General features: G+C 62.2%; 17 protein-coding genes. 7 read left to right on the top strand and 10 right to left on the bottom strand.

Annotated elements, in window-relative coordinates; translation table 11 throughout:
- The first annotated feature begins 7 nt into the window (after window positions 1-7).
- Complete coding sequence (locus AC0969_RS00085) at window positions 8-613, top strand: response regulator (protein ID WP_479622090.1); 606 nt, start codon at window positions 8-10, stop codon at window positions 611-613.
- A gap of 46 nt (window positions 614-659) precedes the next feature.
- Here the strand turns inward: AC0969_RS00085 and AC0969_RS00080 are convergent, their stop codons facing one another.
- On the bottom strand, window positions 660-1,028 hold the full coding sequence (locus tag AC0969_RS00080) for a hypothetical protein (RefSeq protein WP_479622089.1): 369 nt from the start codon (window positions 1,026-1,028) through the stop codon (window positions 660-662).
- Window positions 1,029-1,148: 120 nt separating this feature from the next.
- Here AC0969_RS00080 and AC0969_RS00075 point away from each other — a divergent pair, with 120 nt between their 5' ends.
- Window positions 1,149-2,066 (top strand): patatin-like phospholipase family protein, encoded by a 918-nt coding sequence (locus AC0969_RS00075; protein WP_479622088.1) that lies wholly within the window; start codon window positions 1,149-1,151, stop codon window positions 2,064-2,066.
- Between the two features lie 97 nt (window positions 2,067-2,163).
- Here AC0969_RS00075 and AC0969_RS00070 read toward each other — a convergent pair whose 3' ends face one another.
- On the bottom strand, window positions 2,164-2,718 hold the full coding sequence (locus AC0969_RS00070) for a phasin family protein (RefSeq protein ID WP_479622087.1): 555 nt from the start codon (window positions 2,716-2,718) through the stop codon (window positions 2,164-2,166).
- 199 nt (window positions 2,719-2,917) lie between these two features.
- Between AC0969_RS00070 and AC0969_RS00065 the strand changes: the two genes are divergently transcribed.
- Window positions 2,918-3,862: a histone deacetylase family protein gene (locus AC0969_RS00065; RefSeq protein WP_479622086.1), complete on the top strand. Its 945-nt coding sequence runs from the start codon at window positions 2,918-2,920 to the stop codon at window positions 3,860-3,862.
- Here AC0969_RS00065 and AC0969_RS00060 read toward each other — a convergent pair.
- On the bottom strand, window positions 3,859-4,473 hold the full coding sequence (locus tag AC0969_RS00060) for an FMN-dependent NADH-azoreductase (protein ID WP_479622085.1): 615 nt from the start codon (window positions 4,471-4,473) through the stop codon (window positions 3,859-3,861). The genes AC0969_RS00065 and AC0969_RS00060 overlap by 4 nt on opposite strands.
- Before the next feature lie 122 nt (window positions 4,474-4,595).
- Between AC0969_RS00060 and AC0969_RS00055 the strand changes: the two genes are divergently transcribed.
- A complete protein-coding gene (locus AC0969_RS00055; protein ID WP_479622084.1) occupies window positions 4,596-5,507 on the top strand; it encodes a LysR family transcriptional regulator in 912 nt (303 codons plus the stop codon).
- On the opposite strand, the gene AC0969_RS00050 is transcribed toward AC0969_RS00055, so the two are convergent.
- The 5 genes from AC0969_RS00050 to AC0969_RS00030 all read right to left on the bottom strand — a co-directional run bounded on the left by AC0969_RS00050 (window position 5,496) and on the right by AC0969_RS00030 (window position 10,124).
- Complete coding sequence (locus AC0969_RS00050) at window positions 5,496-6,701, bottom strand: ROK family transcriptional regulator (RefSeq protein WP_479622083.1); 1,206 nt, start codon at window positions 6,699-6,701, stop codon at window positions 5,496-5,498. The two genes, AC0969_RS00055 and AC0969_RS00050, sit on opposite strands and share 12 nt — an antisense overlap.
- Entirely contained in the window at window positions 6,698-7,150 is a 453-nt protein-coding gene (locus tag AC0969_RS00045; protein ID WP_479622082.1) for an RbsD/FucU family protein, read from the bottom strand. The genes AC0969_RS00050 and AC0969_RS00045 overlap by 4 nt, the downstream gene beginning before the upstream one ends.
- Before the next feature lies 1 nt (window position 7,151).
- Window positions 7,152-7,946, bottom strand: a complete 795-nt coding sequence (locus tag AC0969_RS00040) for an ATP-binding cassette domain-containing protein (RefSeq protein ID WP_479622081.1) — start codon at window positions 7,944-7,946, stop codon at window positions 7,152-7,154.
- A 2-nt stretch (window positions 7,947-7,948) separates the two neighbouring features.
- Window positions 7,949-8,908 (bottom strand): ABC transporter permease, encoded by a 960-nt coding sequence (locus tag AC0969_RS00035; RefSeq protein WP_479622080.1) that lies wholly within the window; start codon window positions 8,906-8,908, stop codon window positions 7,949-7,951.
- A gap of 217 nt (window positions 8,909-9,125) precedes the next feature.
- The gene (locus AC0969_RS00030) at window positions 9,126-10,124 is read right to left on the bottom strand and encodes a substrate-binding domain-containing protein (protein WP_479622079.1); all 999 of its coding nucleotides are present in this window, start codon (window positions 10,122-10,124) and stop codon (window positions 9,126-9,128) included.
- A gap of 356 nt (window positions 10,125-10,480) precedes the next feature.
- Between AC0969_RS00030 and pncB the strand changes: the two genes are divergently transcribed.
- The 3 genes from pncB to AC0969_RS00015 are packed head-to-tail and all read left to right on the top strand — an operon-like array spanning window position 10,481 to window position 13,947.
- Entirely contained in the window at window positions 10,481-11,686 is a 1,206-nt protein-coding gene (gene pncB / locus AC0969_RS00025; RefSeq protein ID WP_479622078.1) for a nicotinate phosphoribosyltransferase, read from the top strand.
- Window positions 11,683-12,669 carry a 2-hydroxyacid dehydrogenase gene (locus tag AC0969_RS00020; RefSeq protein ID WP_479622077.1) on the top strand — a complete coding sequence of 329 codons (987 nt, stop codon included), beginning with the start codon at window positions 11,683-11,685 and terminating at the stop codon, window positions 12,667-12,669. Before pncB ends, AC0969_RS00020 begins: the two co-directional genes overlap by 4 nt.
- A gap of 9 nt (window positions 12,670-12,678) precedes the next feature.
- Window positions 12,679-13,947, top strand: coding sequence for a DNA recombination protein RmuC (locus AC0969_RS00015; protein ID WP_479622076.1), 1,269 nt, complete (start codon window positions 12,679-12,681; stop codon window positions 13,945-13,947).
- Between the two features lie 38 nt (window positions 13,948-13,985).
- On the opposite strand, the gene AC0969_RS00010 is transcribed toward AC0969_RS00015, so the two are convergent.
- A complete protein-coding gene (locus AC0969_RS00010) occupies window positions 13,986-14,273 on the bottom strand; it encodes a hypothetical protein (protein ID WP_479622075.1) in 288 nt (95 codons plus the stop codon).
- 146 nt (window positions 14,274-14,419) lie between these two features.
- Window positions 14,420-15,049 (bottom strand): AbiV family abortive infection protein, encoded by a 630-nt coding sequence (locus AC0969_RS00005; protein ID WP_479622074.1) that lies wholly within the window; start codon window positions 15,047-15,049, stop codon window positions 14,420-14,422.
- Window positions 15,050-15,536 lie beyond the last annotated feature (487 nt).

Raw genomic sequence — 15,536 nt, 5'->3', positions numbered from 1 at the left:
TATTTTGATGAACTCCTTTTTAGACCTGTTTCACATTTACCTCGTCCCGTTTGCTATCGGTATTGCGATGGTCGGTTTGTACATGTTGCTGCGTGGCCTGGGCAAGCAAGACGATGCGCTGGAGGTGGCCTCTGGGTTTGTGACACTGCGGCCCACGCCCCTAACCACCAAGACCATAGTCGCACCGGTAGTCCGCCCGCCCGTGCCGCAGCCCGTCCAGGCCGACCTGGCGCGCACCGACCTGCTGGTGGTGGACGACTCCGCCGTGGCGCGCGCCAAGCTGCGCAAACTGCTGGAAGGCGCGGGCTACACCGTGGCGCTGGCCAACGACGGCGCCGACGCCCTGGAGCTGCTGGCCACGGGCAGTTTCTCGGTGCTGATTACCGACCTGGAAATGCCCAACATGAACGGCTTTGAGCTGATTGCAGCGGTGCAGGGCAATATGGACACCGAGGACATGCCCATCGTTGCCATCACCGGCCACGACGAAATGCAGGCCCGCGTGCACGACTGCCAGGGCCTGTACGGTATCTTCAAAAAACCCTGGAACGACCGCGAACTGCTCAAGCGCGTGGCCACCCTGGTGCATATGCGGCAAAAAACCCAGGCCTGACCGGGTACTGCCCGCACCCCAAAAGCCGCAGCGATGCGGCTTTTTTTTAGCAAGCAAACGACTCGATAAATCGCGGGTCACCGGTCAATCGGCACACCAAAGAAGTGGCCGAGATGGCCAGATGGATACCGTTGGCGAACTGCAACTCCATACGCACCCGACCTGACACGGTGTACGGAAACCGCACAGCGGGCAAGGCCACGCCGTCCACCCACAGCGTGCCGTGCAACAAGCGACCGATGCCATCGGTCAGCGGGCCGTCTACAGCGGCTTCGGTCAACTCCAGCACCAGCGACTGCACATAGCCCGCGTTTTCTGCCTGCACACAAGCCGCAGAGAAGGCGACGGTGAGCGTGTCCGCCAGCAGGGTGGTGCTGCGGACTTCGGAGTCGTGGAATTCGAGTTGGCCTTGCATGGCGGGCAGTTTAGCGCAGGGCGAATGCTTTTGTTTTGTGCATAAAATACCTGCCTAGCGCATGTTCTGTAAAGACTTATTGCTATATTAATAATAGTGAATTACAACGCACCTCTCCCTATGACATTTATCCTTTCGCCCGCTATGGGGCGGCGCAGCGCCGCCATCGGCCTGCTGGCGGCCTTGCTGGCAGGCTGTGTGACGGCTCCGATAGAGCCCAACCCACCGCCTGCCACCAACCCGCCCGCCATCAAACGCCTGCCACGCATTGGCCTGGCGCTGGGTGGCGGCGCGGCGCGTGGATTTGCACATGTGGGCGTGGTCCAGGTGCTGGAAGAAGCGGGCATCCGCCCCGATCTGGTGGTAGGTACATCGGCGGGCAGTTTGGTGGCTTCGCTTTATGCCAGCGGCAAAACCGGCGCGCAGTTGCAACAGGTGGCCGAGACGATGGAAGAGGCCGCGTTCACCGACTGGACCCTGCCCATCTTCAGCAGGGGCGTGCTGCGCGGCGATGCGCTGGCCCGCTACGTCAACACCCTGGTGGCGAATCGCCCCATCGAGCAAATGCCGCTGCCTCTGGGGGTGGTGGCTACCGATCTGAACAGCGGCGAGGCGGTGCTGTTCCAGCGCGGCGACACCGGCACGGCGGTGCGGGCCTCTAGCGCCGTGCCCGCCGTGTTCCAGCCAGTGAAGATTGCCGGGCACGAGTATGTGGACGGCGGCCTGGTGTCGCCCGTGCCGGTAGGTTTTGCCCGGCAGATGGGGGCCGAGCTGGTGATCGCGGTAGACATCTCCAGCGCCCCAGAGGGAAACCCGGCCGATGGCACGCTGCAAATCCTGCTACAAACCTTCGCCATCATGGGCAAAAGCATCAACACCTACGCGCTGCGCGATGCCGACCTGGTGGTGCGCCCCGTGCTGCTAGGCATGAAAAGCGCCGACTTCGGCAGCCGCCGCCGGGCGATTGAGGCGGGACGGGCGGCGATGTTGCAGGCGCTACCGGCGCTACGCGCGGCGATGGCGGCTAAATCCAAATAGTCCAGGCCCAAAAAAAGCCCTGTTGTTGCCAACAGGGCTTGGAAGGATTCCTGAGCCTGATGGCGTCGAAAGAATCCGAGGAGACAATTGGAAAAATTTAGCGTTTCTTGGTGGCCGTTGCGGTGGCGGTGCCAGCAGCGGTCACGGCTTGGGCGGCCACCGTTTTGAAGTTGGCTTCGGCAGCGTCAGAGGCTTGCTTGACGGCCTTTTGAACCGATTCAAAAGCGTTGTTGGCAGCGGACACGGCGCTCTTCATCACGGCCACAGCGGACTCGGAACCAGCCGGTGCGTTCTTGGTGGCGGATTCGATCAAGTCCGCGATTTTCTTTTGTGCTTCAGCGGATTGGCCTTCGATGGCCTTGCTGAACTCAGCGCTGGTGCCTTGGGCGATTTCATACAGGTGGCGGCTGTAGGCGGCGGTCTTTTCAGCCAAAGGTTGCAGCAGGCTGGCTTGCAGAGCCAACAATTCTTGTGCGTCTTTCACGCTCAGAACAGCTTGCGAGTGGCTGGAGGCTTCGGTCAAAGCAGCCTTGGAAGCGGTCAGGTTCAGTTCGACCAGCTTTTCTACGCCTTCAAAAGCCTTGGTGGTCAGGCCAAACAGGGTTTCAACGGTTGCTTTGTGGGAAGCCAGGATTTGTTCGGTAGTCAGCATGTAGATATCTCCAGTTTAAAAAATGAAAAGGGTTTCTATCTGCGCTGAATCTGACCGCTTGGCGGTTATGTTGCAGTGCAGCATGAAACAAATTATAGGCAGCCCACCCGCGCTGGCAAGGGGGTTTGTTGCACTGAAACACTATTAGATTCGGCACTCTACGGGCTAGCGGCTGCCATGGCTCCGCCACAATCTGGGTATGCGCGCCTACTACTCCGACCACTTTGTGCTGCCCCTGCCCGAAGGCCACCGTTTCCCTATGGCCAAGTACCGCCTATTGCGCGACCGGGTGGCGGCTGAATTGCCCGGCGTGCAAATGCTGGAAGCCCCGCGTGCCAGCAATGGTGAGCTGGCGCTGGCGCACCACCCGGCCTATATCCAAACGATGGCCGACGGCAGCATCCAGCAGCTAGAGCCGTCGGCCATGCGCGAGATCGGCTTTCCCTGGACCGAGGCGATGGTGGAGCGTTCGCGCCGCTCCGCCGGAGCCACAGTGGCGGCGGTGCGTGATGCTTTGGCCGGACACGGCATTGCGGCCAATATGGCGGGCGGTACGCACCACGCCACGGCCGACAAAGGCGGCGGGTTTTGTGTGTTCAACGATGCCGCCGTAGCCGCCCGTGTGGCGCAGGCCGAGTGGGGCCGCACATACGGACCCAAGCGCCCACCCTTGCAGGTAGCGGTCATCGACCTGGATGTGCACCAGGGCAATGGCACGGCGCATATTTTTCAAAACGATCCCAGCGTGTTCACCCTGTCGCTGCACGGCGACAAGAACTTTCCGTTCCGTAAGGAGGCCAGCGACCTGGACATGCCCCTGCCCGACGGCTGCGGCGATGACGCGTACATGGAGGCGCTGGAGACAGCGCTAGGCCATTTGGAGCAGCGTTTTGCGCCGGGGCTGGTGATTTATCTGGCCGGTGCCGACCCGTTTGAGGGCGACCGGCTGGGCCGTCTCAAGCTGACTTTTGACGGCCTGCAAGCCCGCGACCGCCGGGTGTTTGATTGGGCTTGGCAGCGCCGCGTACCGCTGGCGTTTGCTATGGCCGGTGGCTACGGCGTGCGTATGGAAGAAACCGTGCAGGTGCAGATCAACACCTACACCGTGGCCTTGGAATACGCCCGCCGCTGGACGGCCCGTTAAGCAGCCAGGGCTGCAATTTCTGTTGAAGCCGAAGCCAGTGCCGCCGCTTTGGCATCTGGCCCCATCGCCACGCCTTCGGCACGCACAAAGCGCACATCGGTGATGCCCAGGAATCCGAACACCACGCTGAGGTAGCTTTCCTGGTGTTCCATAGCGCGGCCACCTTCGGAGGTGGAATACACACCGCCCCGGCCCAGCGCCACGATGACCGTCTTGCCACCGGCCAGGCCTTTGGGGCCGGTTGCGGTGTAGCTAAAGGTGCGGCCGGCTTGGCAGATGCGGTCGATCCAGGCCTTGAGCTGGGTGGGGATGGTGAAGTTGTACAGCGGTGCACCAATCACGACCACGTCGGCTGCCAAAAATTGCAGCACCAGTTGCTCGGACACAGCGTTTTCAGCGCGTTGCGCGTCGCTCAAAGCGGCATCGGTGAGCGGCATGCGAAAGCCCAGCGACTCGGCAGACAAATGGCTGGGCGTGTTGACGGCCAGGTCCAGGTACTCGGTGCTGCTGCCGGGGTGGCTGGCCTGCCACTGGGCGTTGATCTGGGCGGTGAGGGCGCGGGTAACGGAATTTGTGCCCAGGATGCTGGAGTCGATGTGCAAGATTTTCATAAGGTTTACCAAAAGTATGGCCACAGTGTTGACGGTAAATAGAGTGTCTCACCACCACAATATGCCGATAAGTGGGTAAAAATGCGATGCATCGTTCTACTGGCGGGACAATGGGGCAACACATGCAAGATCTGAACGACATGGCGTATTTCGCCGAGGTGGTGGAGCGCGGCGGCTTTGCAGCGGCGGGGCGGGCGCTGGGTCTGCCCAAATCCCGCCTGTCGCGCCGGGTGGCCGAGCTGGAGGCGCGGCTGGGTGTACGCCTATTGCAGCGCACCACCCGCAAGCTCTCGCTCACCGAGGTGGGCGAGGTCTACCACCGGCACTGCATGGCCATGCGCGACGCGGCCGATGCGGCGGGCGATGCTGTAGCCCAGGCGCAGACCGAGCCGCGCGGCACCATTCGCATCGCCTGCCCCGTCACACTGGCACAAACCACGCTGGGTGTGGTGATGCCGTTGTTTCTGGCCCGCTACCCGCTGGTCAAGGTGGACTTGCGGGTGAGCAACCGCGTGGTCGATTTGGTGGAAGAGGGCGTAGACGTGGCCCTGCGGGTACGGCTGACGCTGGACGACAGCGGCAGCCTGGTGGTCAAAAACTTCGGCATGACGTGCTCGCTGCTGGTGGCCAGCCCGCAGCAGCTGGCGCGCCAGGGCCACGCCAGCACGGTGGAAGATTTGGCCCGGCTGGATTCGATTAGCATGTCGGCCACCGACGGGCGGGCGGTGTGGCATTTGCTGGGGCCGGACGGCGGGGTACGTACCGTGCCGCACCAGCCGCGCTATGTAGCCGATGATTTGCTAACTTTAAAACTGGCGGTGCTGGGCGGCGCAGGCATCTGCGTGTTGCCTGCCTATATGTGCGCCGAAGAGATGCGCCTAGGCCAACTGGTGTCGGTGTTGCCGGGCTGGGCACCGCACCCGGGCGTGTTCCATGCGGTGTTTCCATCGCGCCGGGGCATGGTGCCTGCGGTGCGCCGGTTTCTGGATTTTCTGGAAGAGCAGCACCGCGACGATGGGCTGCTAGCTTTTTAGGAATAAGTCCCGGTCTGGTGCAAAGTTGGCGTGCAGCGGCAGCAGCGCCCCCCCCAGGGCCCGCGCGTCTGAGCCAATGCTGCCAGCGACCAGCTCGGTGCGCCACAGGCCCTCCCAGTTGAAATCGGCCAGGGCCAGGCGGGTGCGCTCCAGCAGTTGCTGCAACAGCGGGCGGCATAGTGATCCGTCGATGACCACGGCATCCAGGTCCAGAAATGCGGTGCCGCTGACCACGCAATGCGCCAGAGCGGTGGCGGCTTGGGCCAGCCAGGCGTGGGTCTCCACGGCAAAGGGGGCCATCAGCGCGCGGTCGTCGTAGGCGGCGGTGGGGTCCAGGCCTCTGCTCAGCAGCCGCTGTTCCAGTTCCCACAGCGAGGCATGGGCCACCAGTTGGTCGGGTGCAGTACCCGGCGTGGCGGGGAGTTGCATGGGCAGCGATGCCACTGCGCCCGCATTGCCGTGCAGGCCGCCGTGCAGGTGCGAATGGATCACCAGCCCACCGCCCACAAAGGTGTCGATGAACAGGTACAAAAACGTCTTCAGGTCGCGGCCCCGGCCCGCCACCAGCTCGGCCACGCAGGCGGCGCTGGCATCTTTGGCAAAGCTCACCGGCAGCTCGGTCATGGCCTGCACCGCTGCCCCTAGATCGAGCGCATTCCAGTCGCTGGATTGCGTATCGGACAGGCCCAGCATCTTGTGCCAGCCCCCCATCTGGAAGGGCGCGGCCACGCCGATGCCGACCAACCGGGACTCCAGCGGCCCCAGGCTATCGCGCAGGGTGTGCAGGTGGGTGGACAGCGCGGGCAGCAGGGTGGCGGTGTCCGGGAAGGCGTAGGGCAGGGTAAGGCGTTGGCGCACTTGGCCGGTGAAGTCCACCAGCAGCCAATCGGTGTTGCGGCGGCCAATTTTGATGCCGATGGAAAACGCGCCGTCCGGGTTCAGCGCCAGCGGCACCGAGGGCTGGCCGATGCGCCCGCGCACCGGTTGGTGGCGCAGCAGCAGCCCGTCTTCTTCGAGGCGGGCGGTAATCAGGCCGATGGTTTGGGCGGTGAGGTGGGTCAGCCGGGCCAGGTCGGCCTTGGGCAGGCTGCCGTGCTGCCGTATGGTTTGCAAGACCACCCGCTCGTTGAACTGCCGCATCCCGACGTGGTTGGAGCCACGCGGGCGCAGCAGGGGAGGGGCAAGTGGGGTCATGGGCGCAGATTTTCGCCGATGACTCCTTTGCGCAGAATGAAGTTGCCAAAGGGCTGCAACTCGCCCGTCAGCACGATGGCGTAGACGTTCGCCACGCGTTCATAAAACGCAAATCGCTCAATCGACTCGGCCTGTTGGCCGGGCAGCAGGCTGGGCTGTAGCATGTCCAGCACCTCGCGCTGTAAGGCCGAGCGGTAGGGTGCGGTAGTGCCAGACACCTGCATGAAGGCCACGGGGGCTTCCACGTCAGCGGCCAGCGGCAGCACCGATTCCACCGCCTGCACGGCGCGCTGCATGCCCACGCCTGGCAGGTACAACACCGGCTTGCCAGCGGCCAGGCGCAGGGCGGTGAAGTTGGCATCGGCCAGCAACACCGCATCGTCGTGCCCCATTTCGGCCAGCACTTTCAACAGCTCGGGCGTGAGCAGCGGATCTATACCTTTGAGCATGTCAGTGCGCCAGGGATTCAGCGGGCAGCTCGTCCGGGCGGATGGCCCCGGTCATCACGGCCACGGTATCGGCCATGCTGATCTTGTGCGGATTCAGCACGCAGCCGCGTTTACCCAGGCGGGCCACGTGGATGCGGTCGGCAATCTCGAAGACGTGCGGCATGTTGTGCGAGATCAAAATCACCGACAAGCCCTTGTCGCGCACCCGGCGGATCAGGTCCAGCACCATATTGCCCTCTTTCACGCCCAGCGCGGCGGTGGGCTCGTCCATGATGACCACGTGCTGTGCAAATGCTGCCGCACGGGATACGGCCACGCACTGGCGCTGGCCGCCAGACAATGTTTCCACCGCCTGCGTCATCGAGCGGATGCCGACCTTCAGGTCTTGCATGCGGGAAATGCTCTCTTCCAGCATCTTCTTTTTGTCCAGCATGCGCAGCACGTTGCCCGCAAAGCCGGGGCGGCGGATCTCGCGGCCCAGAAACAGGTTTTCCGAAATACTCATGGCCGCTGCCACGGCCAGGTCTTGGTAGACGGTTTCAATCCCGGCCTGGCGTGCGTCCATCGGGCTTTTGAAGTTAATCTTTTTGCCGTCCAGCAAAATTTCGCCTTCGTCTGGAATGGTGGCACCGCTCAGGCACTTGATCAGCGAGGACTTGCCTGCGCCGTTGTCGCCAATCACGGCCAAAATTTCGCCCTGGCGCAGCTCTAAATCTGCTCCGTCCAGCGCAGTCACCTGGCCGTAGCGTTTGACCAGGCCGGTGGCCTTCATCACGATTTTGTAGTCGGTAGACATGGTTAACGGCTTCCTTTGCGGGACAACTGGTCGATAGCGACCGCCAAAATCACCAAAATGCCGGTGATCAGCACCTGGTACACCGACTGCACGCCCATCAGCGTCAGGCCATTGCGCAGCACGCCCACGATGATCGCGCCCACCAGGGTGCCCAAGATCACGCCACGGCCGCCAAACAGGCTGGTGCCGCCCAGCACCACGGCGGTGATGGCGTCTAGATTTTCGGTTTGCCCGGCGTTCGGGTCACCGGCACCGGTGCGCGCCACCGACAGCAGCGAGGCCACGCCGTACAAGACACCGGCCAGCACATACACACCCAGCAGCACGCGCTCGGTGGGGATGCCGGTCAGGCGGGTGGCTTCGGGGTTATTGCCCACGGCGTACACGTGGCGACCGGCAGCGGTTTCGCGCAGGTAAAACCAGATGCCCGCATACAGCGCCAGCATCAGCAGCGTGCTGTAGGCCACTGCGGTATCGCCAATGCGAAAGGTGTTGCCCAGCGCCGTCATCATGGGGGGCACATCGGTGATGGTTTGCGCGTTGGAGTACAGCTGGGTGATGGCAAACGCAATGTTCAGCGTGCCCAGCGTGACGATGAATGGCGGCAGCTTGATGCGCGTGACCAGCAGCCCGTTCAATAAACCAAACAAGGCCGTAGCCGCAATGCCGCAGAGGATGGCCAGCGCCGGGGGCAGGCCCAAATCGCTGGACAGTTTGGTCATGACAATGCCGCCCAGCGCCATCACCATGCCGCACGACAGGTCGATACCGGCCGTCAAAATAATCAGGGTTTGGCCGATGGCGATCACGCCCACGACGGTAACTTGTTGCAGGATCAGCGAAAAATTGGTAGCTGATAAAAATCTGTCGCTTTGGCTAGCGAAGAAGACGCAAGCGATCAGCAGGGCAATAAACGGCCCGAGCGTGCCAATCGGCGGTAGTTTTTCTTTGAGTGTGCTCACGGGAAAGCCTTGGGGGAAAAAGGGTTGAAAAACGGGGCAACCCGTATGTGCGGTTGCCCCGGCGGATGCTATTTGGACCGGGTAAGTGTCGCGCCCCAGCCATCAGCCAGAACGCACACCTTCCAGGGATACCACGGAACCGGCTTTGCCGGGCCGTAGGTATCGCCCCCTGCAAGGGGGTTGGCGCTGCTACACGCAGTGAGCAAGCCTGGGGGTGTTACTTATTCCCCCAGCAAAGGTCCATGCCGACCTTGGTGTCCTTGCTGTCCACGCCTTTTTGTGGGTGGTCGGTGATCAGGGTCACGCCGGTGTCGGTGTAGCCGCTGGCTTTTTTGCCGTCTTTGGCGAATGCAACACCAGCGGCCACGCCCATGCTGGCCATCTTCAGGGGGTACTGTTGCGAGGTGGCGGCAATCATGCCGGCCTTGACGTTCTTCACGCCGGCGCAGCCGCCGTCTACCGACACGATCAGCACTTGCTTTTCCTTGCCAGCGGCCTTCAGGGCTTGGTAAGCACCGGCGGCTGCGGGTTCGTTGATGGTGTACAGCACGTTGATGTCGGGGTTCTTTTGCAGGCAGTTTTCCATCGCGGTCTGGCCCTTGGCCTGGTCGCCAAAGCTGTCGGCCATACACACCACTTCGGCGGGCTTGGAGAGTTCATTGCTTTTTGCATCCAGCGCGGTCAGGCCAAAGCCGGACAAGAAGCCGTTGTGGCGTTGTGCGCCCACGGGGTGGCCGGGGAACAAGTCCAGCGTGGCGATCTTGGCGGGCTTGCCAGCCATAGCGGCTTTGGCGTACTGGCCGATCAAGACACCGGCCTTGTAGTTGTCGGTGGCAAACAGCGCATCGGTGCCTTCCACGGGGTCGGTCGGGCTGTCCAGTGCGATGAACATCACGCCTTGGGCTTGGGCTTTCTTGATGCTGGGGATGATGGCCTTGGAGTCATTGGGCGTGATCATGATGGTTTTGGCACCGGCCGCAATCATGTTCTCGATGGCGGTGATCTGGCCTGCGTTGTCACCGTCTTGCTTGCCTGCGGCGCTGAGTAGCTTGGCACCGAGTTTCTTGGCCTCGGCTTGCGCACCTTCCTTCATCTTCACGAAAAACGGATTGGTTTCGGTCTTGGTGATCAGGCCGATTACGGGCTCTGCTGCGCACGCGGTGGTGGCGGCAAAAGCCAATGCAGACAGCACCAGGGTGGCGGTAGATTTTTTCATGTTGTCTCCTAGAGAGGGGTGAACGCAAGGGTTCGGTTGGGGAACGGGTGCCAGCGGTAATGTGTATTTTTTCACGCTGGCAGTGGACTATAAAACGCCGCAGCTTACTAAATCAAGTTGCTTTAGTTATCGAAAACCCTAGGAAATTAACAAAAAGCTGGTACTTTTATGCGAGTCGTAGTCGGGTAAATATGAATGAAAAGTGCACTTAGCCCAATTTGCACAAGCGGAGGCAGCTATTGAAACAATAGCGAAACTCAGGTGCACTTGCGCATTAGCCGCGCGGGCTTTAGCGCCGTGGTGGTGGTCGCAAGGGTGTATCCCCTACACTTTGCGCGCCACCAGACCAGCTTTTTATGATCATCACCAGCCTGCTCGACACCGACCTCTACAAGTTCACGATGATGCAGGTTGTGCTGCACCACTTCCCCGCCGCCCAGGTGCAGTACCGCTTCAAATGCCGCAACCCCGGCGTGGCGCTGGCCCCGCTGGTGGCCGAGATCCAGGCCGAAATCCGGGCGCTGTGCCGCCTGCAATTCAGCGAAGCCGAGCTGGGCTATCTGCGCTCCATGCGCTTCATCAAAAGCGACTTTGTAGACTTCTTGGGGTTGTTCAAGCTCAACGAGAAGTACATCTCCGTCACCCCGCTACCGAATGGCGAGATAGACATCTCCATCCAGGGGCCGTGGCTGCACGTGATTCCGTTCGAGATTCCGGTGCTGGCCATCGTCAACGAGGTGTACTTTCGCCACGCCCAGCCCGCACCTGACATGGCGCAGGCCCGCCAGCGGCTGCACACCAAGATCGCCCAGCTGCGCGGCGACGGCCTGGGCGAGCTCAAGATTGCCGACTACGGCACCCGCCGCCGCTACAGCAAGGCCTGGCATGAAGAGGTGCTGCGCACGCTGGTGGACGGCCTGGGTTCAGGCCCGCAGGGGCAGCTAGCGGGCACCAGCAATGTGTTGTTTGCTATGCAATTAGGACTCACCCCGCTGGGCACCATGGCCCACGAATACCTGCAAGCCTGCCAGGCGCTGGGCCCGCGCTTGCGCGACAGCCAGGTGTTTGGCTTTGAGATGTGGGCCAAAGAGTACCGGGGCGACTTAGGGATTGCCCTGAGCGACGTGTACGGCATGGATGCCTTCCTGCGCGACTTCGACATGTACTTCTGCAAGCTGTTTGACGGCGCGCGGCACGACAGCGGTGACCCGTTTGAATGGGGCGAACGCCTGCTGGCGCACTACAAAAATAACCGCGTCGATCCGCTCACCAAGGTGCTGATCTTCAGCGACGGCCTGACCGTGCCGCGCACCATCCAGCTATACCAGCAGTTCCGGGGCCGCTGCCTGCTGGCCTTTGGCATTGGCACCAATTTGACCAACGACATGGGCAATGCACCTGGCCAGCCCGAGCACGTGCCGCTGCAAATCGTCATCAAAATGGTCCGTTGCAACGGCCAGCCGGTGGCCAAGCTGTCGGATTCACCGGGCAAGAACATGTGCGAAGACGAAAAGTACGTGGGCTACCTGCGCCAAGTGTTTGAAATTGAAAGTCCGCTATGAATAAGCCCGCCATCCTGGTTGCCCGCCAAGTCTTCCCCGCCACCCTTGCCTATCTGGAGCAGCACTTCGAGGTCGAATCCAACCCGACCGACACGGTGTGGAGCAAGGCCGAGCTCATCGCCCGGCTGCAAGGCAAGGTGGGGGCCTTCACCACTGGCAGCGAGCGCATTGACGCCGAACTGCTGGCCGCCTGCCCGCAATTGCGCATCTGCGCCAACATGGCCGTGGGCTACAACAATTTCGACGTGGACGCGATGAGCGCCGCAGGCGTGCTGGCCACCAACGCCCCCGACGTGCTCACCGAGACCACCGCCGACTTCGGCTTTGCCCTGCTGATGGCCACCGCCCGCCGCGTCTGCGAGAGCGAGCACTTTCTGCGCGCCGGGCTGTGGCAAAAGTGGAGCTTCGACATGTTCGCCGGGGCCGAAATCCACGGCAGCACACTGGGCATCATCGGCATGGGCCGCATCGGCCAAGGCATTGCCAAACGTGGCGCGCATGGCTTTGGCATGAATGTGATTTACCACAACCGCAGCCAGCTCGATGCCGCCACCGAGGCCGCCTGCAAGGCCCGGTTCGTGTCGAAAGAAGAGCTGCTGAAAACCGCCGACCACGTGGTGCTGGTAGTGCCGTACTCCGCCGCCTCGCACCACACCATCGGCGCGACTGAGCTGGCGCTGATGCAGCCCACTGCCACCCTGGTCAACATCGCGCGTGGCGGCATCGTGGACGACGCGGCCCTGGCCGTGGCCCTGCGCGAGGGCCGCATCGCCGCCGCCGGGCTGGACGTGTTCGAGGGCGAGCCCCGCGTCCACCCGGATTTGCTCACCGTACCGAATGTGGTGCTGACCCCGCACATCGCCAGTGCGACCGTGGCCACCCGCACCGCCATGGCCCAGCTGGCGGCCGACAATTTGGTCGGATTTCTTATAAACAATAAGCCTCTTACGCCCATAAACGCTGCGCAAGTAGCTACTAAATAAATAGCATTGATGACTCTGACCGAATGGGGCCTGCTAGCGCTGGCCGTGCTGAACTTTGCGCTGTTGCTGGCCCTGCTGCTGCGCAAACCGCCCGCTGCCGACACCACCGCCCTGGACCGGCTGGAACACAGCCAACGCGAATCCGCCCGCGCCGACCGCCAAGAGCTGGGCACCAGCTTCGCCCACTTCCAGCGCACCCAAAACACCCAGATCGACGCTCTGGCCCAGCAACTCGCCCTGCTGCAACGCTCGGTCAGCGACACCCTGAGCACCCAGCTACACGCCCTGAATGAGTCCAACGCCCGCCGCATGGGCGAGGTGCGCGCCACGCTGGAGGCGCAACTGCTGCAACTCCAACAAAGCAACGCCGCCAAGCTCGACGAAATGCGCCAAACCGTGGACGAAAAGCTGCAAACCACGCTAGAGACCCGCCTGGGCGAGAGCTTCAAGCAGGTGGCCGACCGGCTGGAGCAAGTCCACAAAGGCTTGGGCGAAATGCAGTCGCTGGCGCAGGGCGTGGGCGATTTGCAGCGGGTGCTGACCAACGTCAAAACGCGCGGCATGTTTGGCGAGGTGCAGCTAGAGAACCTGCTGGAGCAGGTGCTCACCCCCGAGCAGTACGGCAAGCAGATCGAAACCAAGCCGCGCAGCAACCAGCGGGTGGACTTTGCGGTGCGCTTCCCCGGCCGCAGTGCCGACGGCGCGCCGGTCTGGCTGCCGATAGATGCCAAGTTTCCGCGCGACGACTACGAGCGCCTGCTCGATGCCCACGAACGTGCCGACGGTGTGGCGGCCGAGGCATCCGCCAAAGCCCTAGAGGCCCGCATCCGCGCCGAGGCCAAGTCCATCGCCGAGAGCTACCTGGCCCCGCCGCACACCACCGACTTCGCCATCCTGTTTTTGCCGATTGAGAGCCTATACGCCGAGGTGCTGCGCCGCCCCGGCCTGATGGACAGCCTGCAACGCGACTACCGCGTGACGTTGGCCGGGCCCACCACCTTGCTGGCCATGCTCAACAGCCTGCACATGGGCTTCCGCACCCTGGCGCTGGAGCAGCAGGCTAGCGAGGTATGGAAGGTGCTGGGCGCGGTGAAAACCGAGTTCGAGCGCTACGGCGAATGGGTCGCCCGCATCCGCGAACAGGTGCAGAAAGCCTCGGATACGTTGGATAAGGCGGATACCCGTACCCGGCAGATGCGACGTGCCCTGAAGGTGGTGGAGGCGTTGCCGGATGCGGAGGCGCAGGCGATGTTGCCTGTGGGGGGGGATTTGGATTAGGGGGTGTGGGCCCACCCCGTGTACGAGGCTCTAGGAGCCTAGGCCGCAGTGCGGCGAAAGTATTCCAGGTTGTACCCGGCCAGCTTGTAGCAGTAGTCGCCCTCGAAGAAGACCTGCTCCAGCACGCGATCCCTATCGGCATTGGTCTCCAGCACGACAGACCGGGCATCGGACGCAAGCACGCGGTAGGCGTGGACGGTCTCGATACCGTCCTGTATGGCACGGACATCGGTCGCTGTGAAGGTGAGGCGCAACCGGCCAAACAGGGCCGCCACTTTGTCGCGTGTCTCGGGACTGGCTTCTGGGCGAAAACGCCAAAGCGCCACCGTCTTCTCCCGGTCCGAAACCCAGGCGCCGAGCAGCCGTGGTTCCAACGGCATCGCCCGCGTGGATGGAGATGCCGCCGAAGCGGTGAGACCGAGTAGGGCGAGGTGTTTGAGGGCTGTTCTGCGCATGGGGGTTAACGTTTGACTTAAGTGGCGCCGTCAGGCGTCCGCTTGAAGGAGGGGTTAGGCGCATTTGCTGCCCACCGCTCGAAGATTTGATCTGTTGTCCGGCTGGCATCAAAGGTCCAGTCTGTATAGCCCACAAGGGCATCGTCGAATCCTTCGATGGCGAGCAGCAACAGCTCCCTCGCTTGCAAGGCGGACACAGTATTGATCGGAATGGAGAGAGTCCCGTTCCTTCTGTCGACGTAAAGCGATGACTCGCGCAGTGGGATCAGCCCACCGGCGCGTGCAGTTTCAAGTAGCTCTGTAAGTCGATGATCTCCTATGGCCTTCTGTAAGCGCTCGCCCATGGCAATGGTGGGACTTCCAGCGATCCGATGCTTCTCGGTGTGATTGAACAATGGGTCTTTGGATCGTTTGATGTCGACGCCCGACCGACGGTACATCCCAATGTGAACCTTGGCAGTCTCCTCAAGTGCGGTGATAGCCAGAAAAGAGGCGGTTGCATGCGACCCACATTCGAGCAACAGAGAAGCATCGCAAAGAAGGCGAACAATGTGCTCGCAAGCTTGATTTAGCTCGCTGCTTGAGGTTGTCAGCTGCTTGCCGACGACTAGAGCTGACTCAACGGAAGACCACCACGATTCGCTCATATGCGCCTAACGAATAGCGTTTATCCGCCGCGCAGCGATGCAAGAGACGATGGCGCTGGTCATACGCGGCGGATAAACCTTGTTGGACTGAAACCAACGCCCGCAATGGCCGTTGGTAGTGGGTGAGAGGGATAGGGGATTACTCAAACTCCCCCTGCCTATGGTGCAAATTATGGCGTGATTGGGGGGCCGTTCAGGTGGCTATTTCTGTGACGCATGCACCAAACCGACGGGTCCACCGGGTTTGCCGTGTGCGTCGTCCCTGGGCGCAGTGCCGAGCCACCGTCTAAGCCAGCAACGCACCCAGCAGCACCCCGAACACCCACGCGGTGCCCTGTAAACCAGCCAGCCAGCCATCCAAGTCCGCAGTACACCTCACGGCGGCCCCCGGCAATCTACGGACCCCTGCTGGCCAGGCGCTGGTAGCGAGGGCTGCCCTTTGAGTACCGCCGTAACGTGCAACTGCCCCCGTTTGCAGCACGGACAC

Source organism: Rhodoferax sp. LB1P47 (assembly GCF_056521445.1).
Note: the sequence above shows the minus strand (reverse complement) of the source record. Positions and strands in the feature narration are given on the sequence as shown.

Coding starts and splice junctions, on each gene's coding strand:
- AC0969_RS00080 (WP_479622089.1), bottom strand. CDS start 1,028: ATGCAAGGCCAACTCGAATTCCACGACTCCGAAGTCCGCAGCACCACC.
- AC0969_RS00070 (WP_479622087.1), bottom strand. CDS start 2,718: ATGCTGACTACCGAACAAATCCTGGCTTCCCACAAAGCAACCGTTGAA.
- AC0969_RS00045 (WP_479622082.1), bottom strand. CDS start 7,150: ATGCTCAAAGGTATAGATCCGCTGCTCACGCCCGAGCTGTTGAAAGTG.
- AC0969_RS00075 (WP_479622088.1), top strand. CDS start 1,149: ATGACATTTATCCTTTCGCCCGCTATGGGGCGGCGCAGCGCCGCCATC.
- AC0969_RS00085 (WP_479622090.1), top strand. CDS start 8: ATGAACTCCTTTTTAGACCTGTTTCACATTTACCTCGTCCCGTTTGCT.
- AC0969_RS00020 (WP_479622077.1), top strand. CDS start 11,683: ATGAATAAGCCCGCCATCCTGGTTGCCCGCCAAGTCTTCCCCGCCACC.
- pncB (WP_479622078.1), top strand. CDS start 10,481: ATGATCATCACCAGCCTGCTCGACACCGACCTCTACAAGTTCACGATG.
- AC0969_RS00030 (WP_479622079.1), bottom strand. CDS start 10,124: ATGAAAAAATCTACCGCCACCCTGGTGCTGTCTGCATTGGCTTTTGCC.
- AC0969_RS00050 (WP_479622083.1), bottom strand. CDS start 6,701: ATGACCCCACTTGCCCCTCCCCTGCTGCGCCCGCGTGGCTCCAACCAC.
- AC0969_RS00015 (WP_479622076.1), top strand. CDS start 12,679: ATGACTCTGACCGAATGGGGCCTGCTAGCGCTGGCCGTGCTGAACTTT.
- AC0969_RS00040 (WP_479622081.1), bottom strand. CDS start 7,946: ATGTCTACCGACTACAAAATCGTGATGAAGGCCACCGGCCTGGTCAAA.
- AC0969_RS00065 (WP_479622086.1), top strand. CDS start 2,918: ATGCGCGCCTACTACTCCGACCACTTTGTGCTGCCCCTGCCCGAAGGC.
- AC0969_RS00060 (WP_479622085.1), bottom strand. CDS start 4,473: ATGAAAATCTTGCACATCGACTCCAGCATCCTGGGCACAAATTCCGTT.
- AC0969_RS00055 (WP_479622084.1), top strand. CDS start 4,596: ATGCAAGATCTGAACGACATGGCGTATTTCGCCGAGGTGGTGGAGCGC.
- AC0969_RS00005 (WP_479622074.1), bottom strand. CDS start 15,049: ATGAGCGAATCGTGGTGGTCTTCCGTTGAGTCAGCTCTAGTCGTCGGC.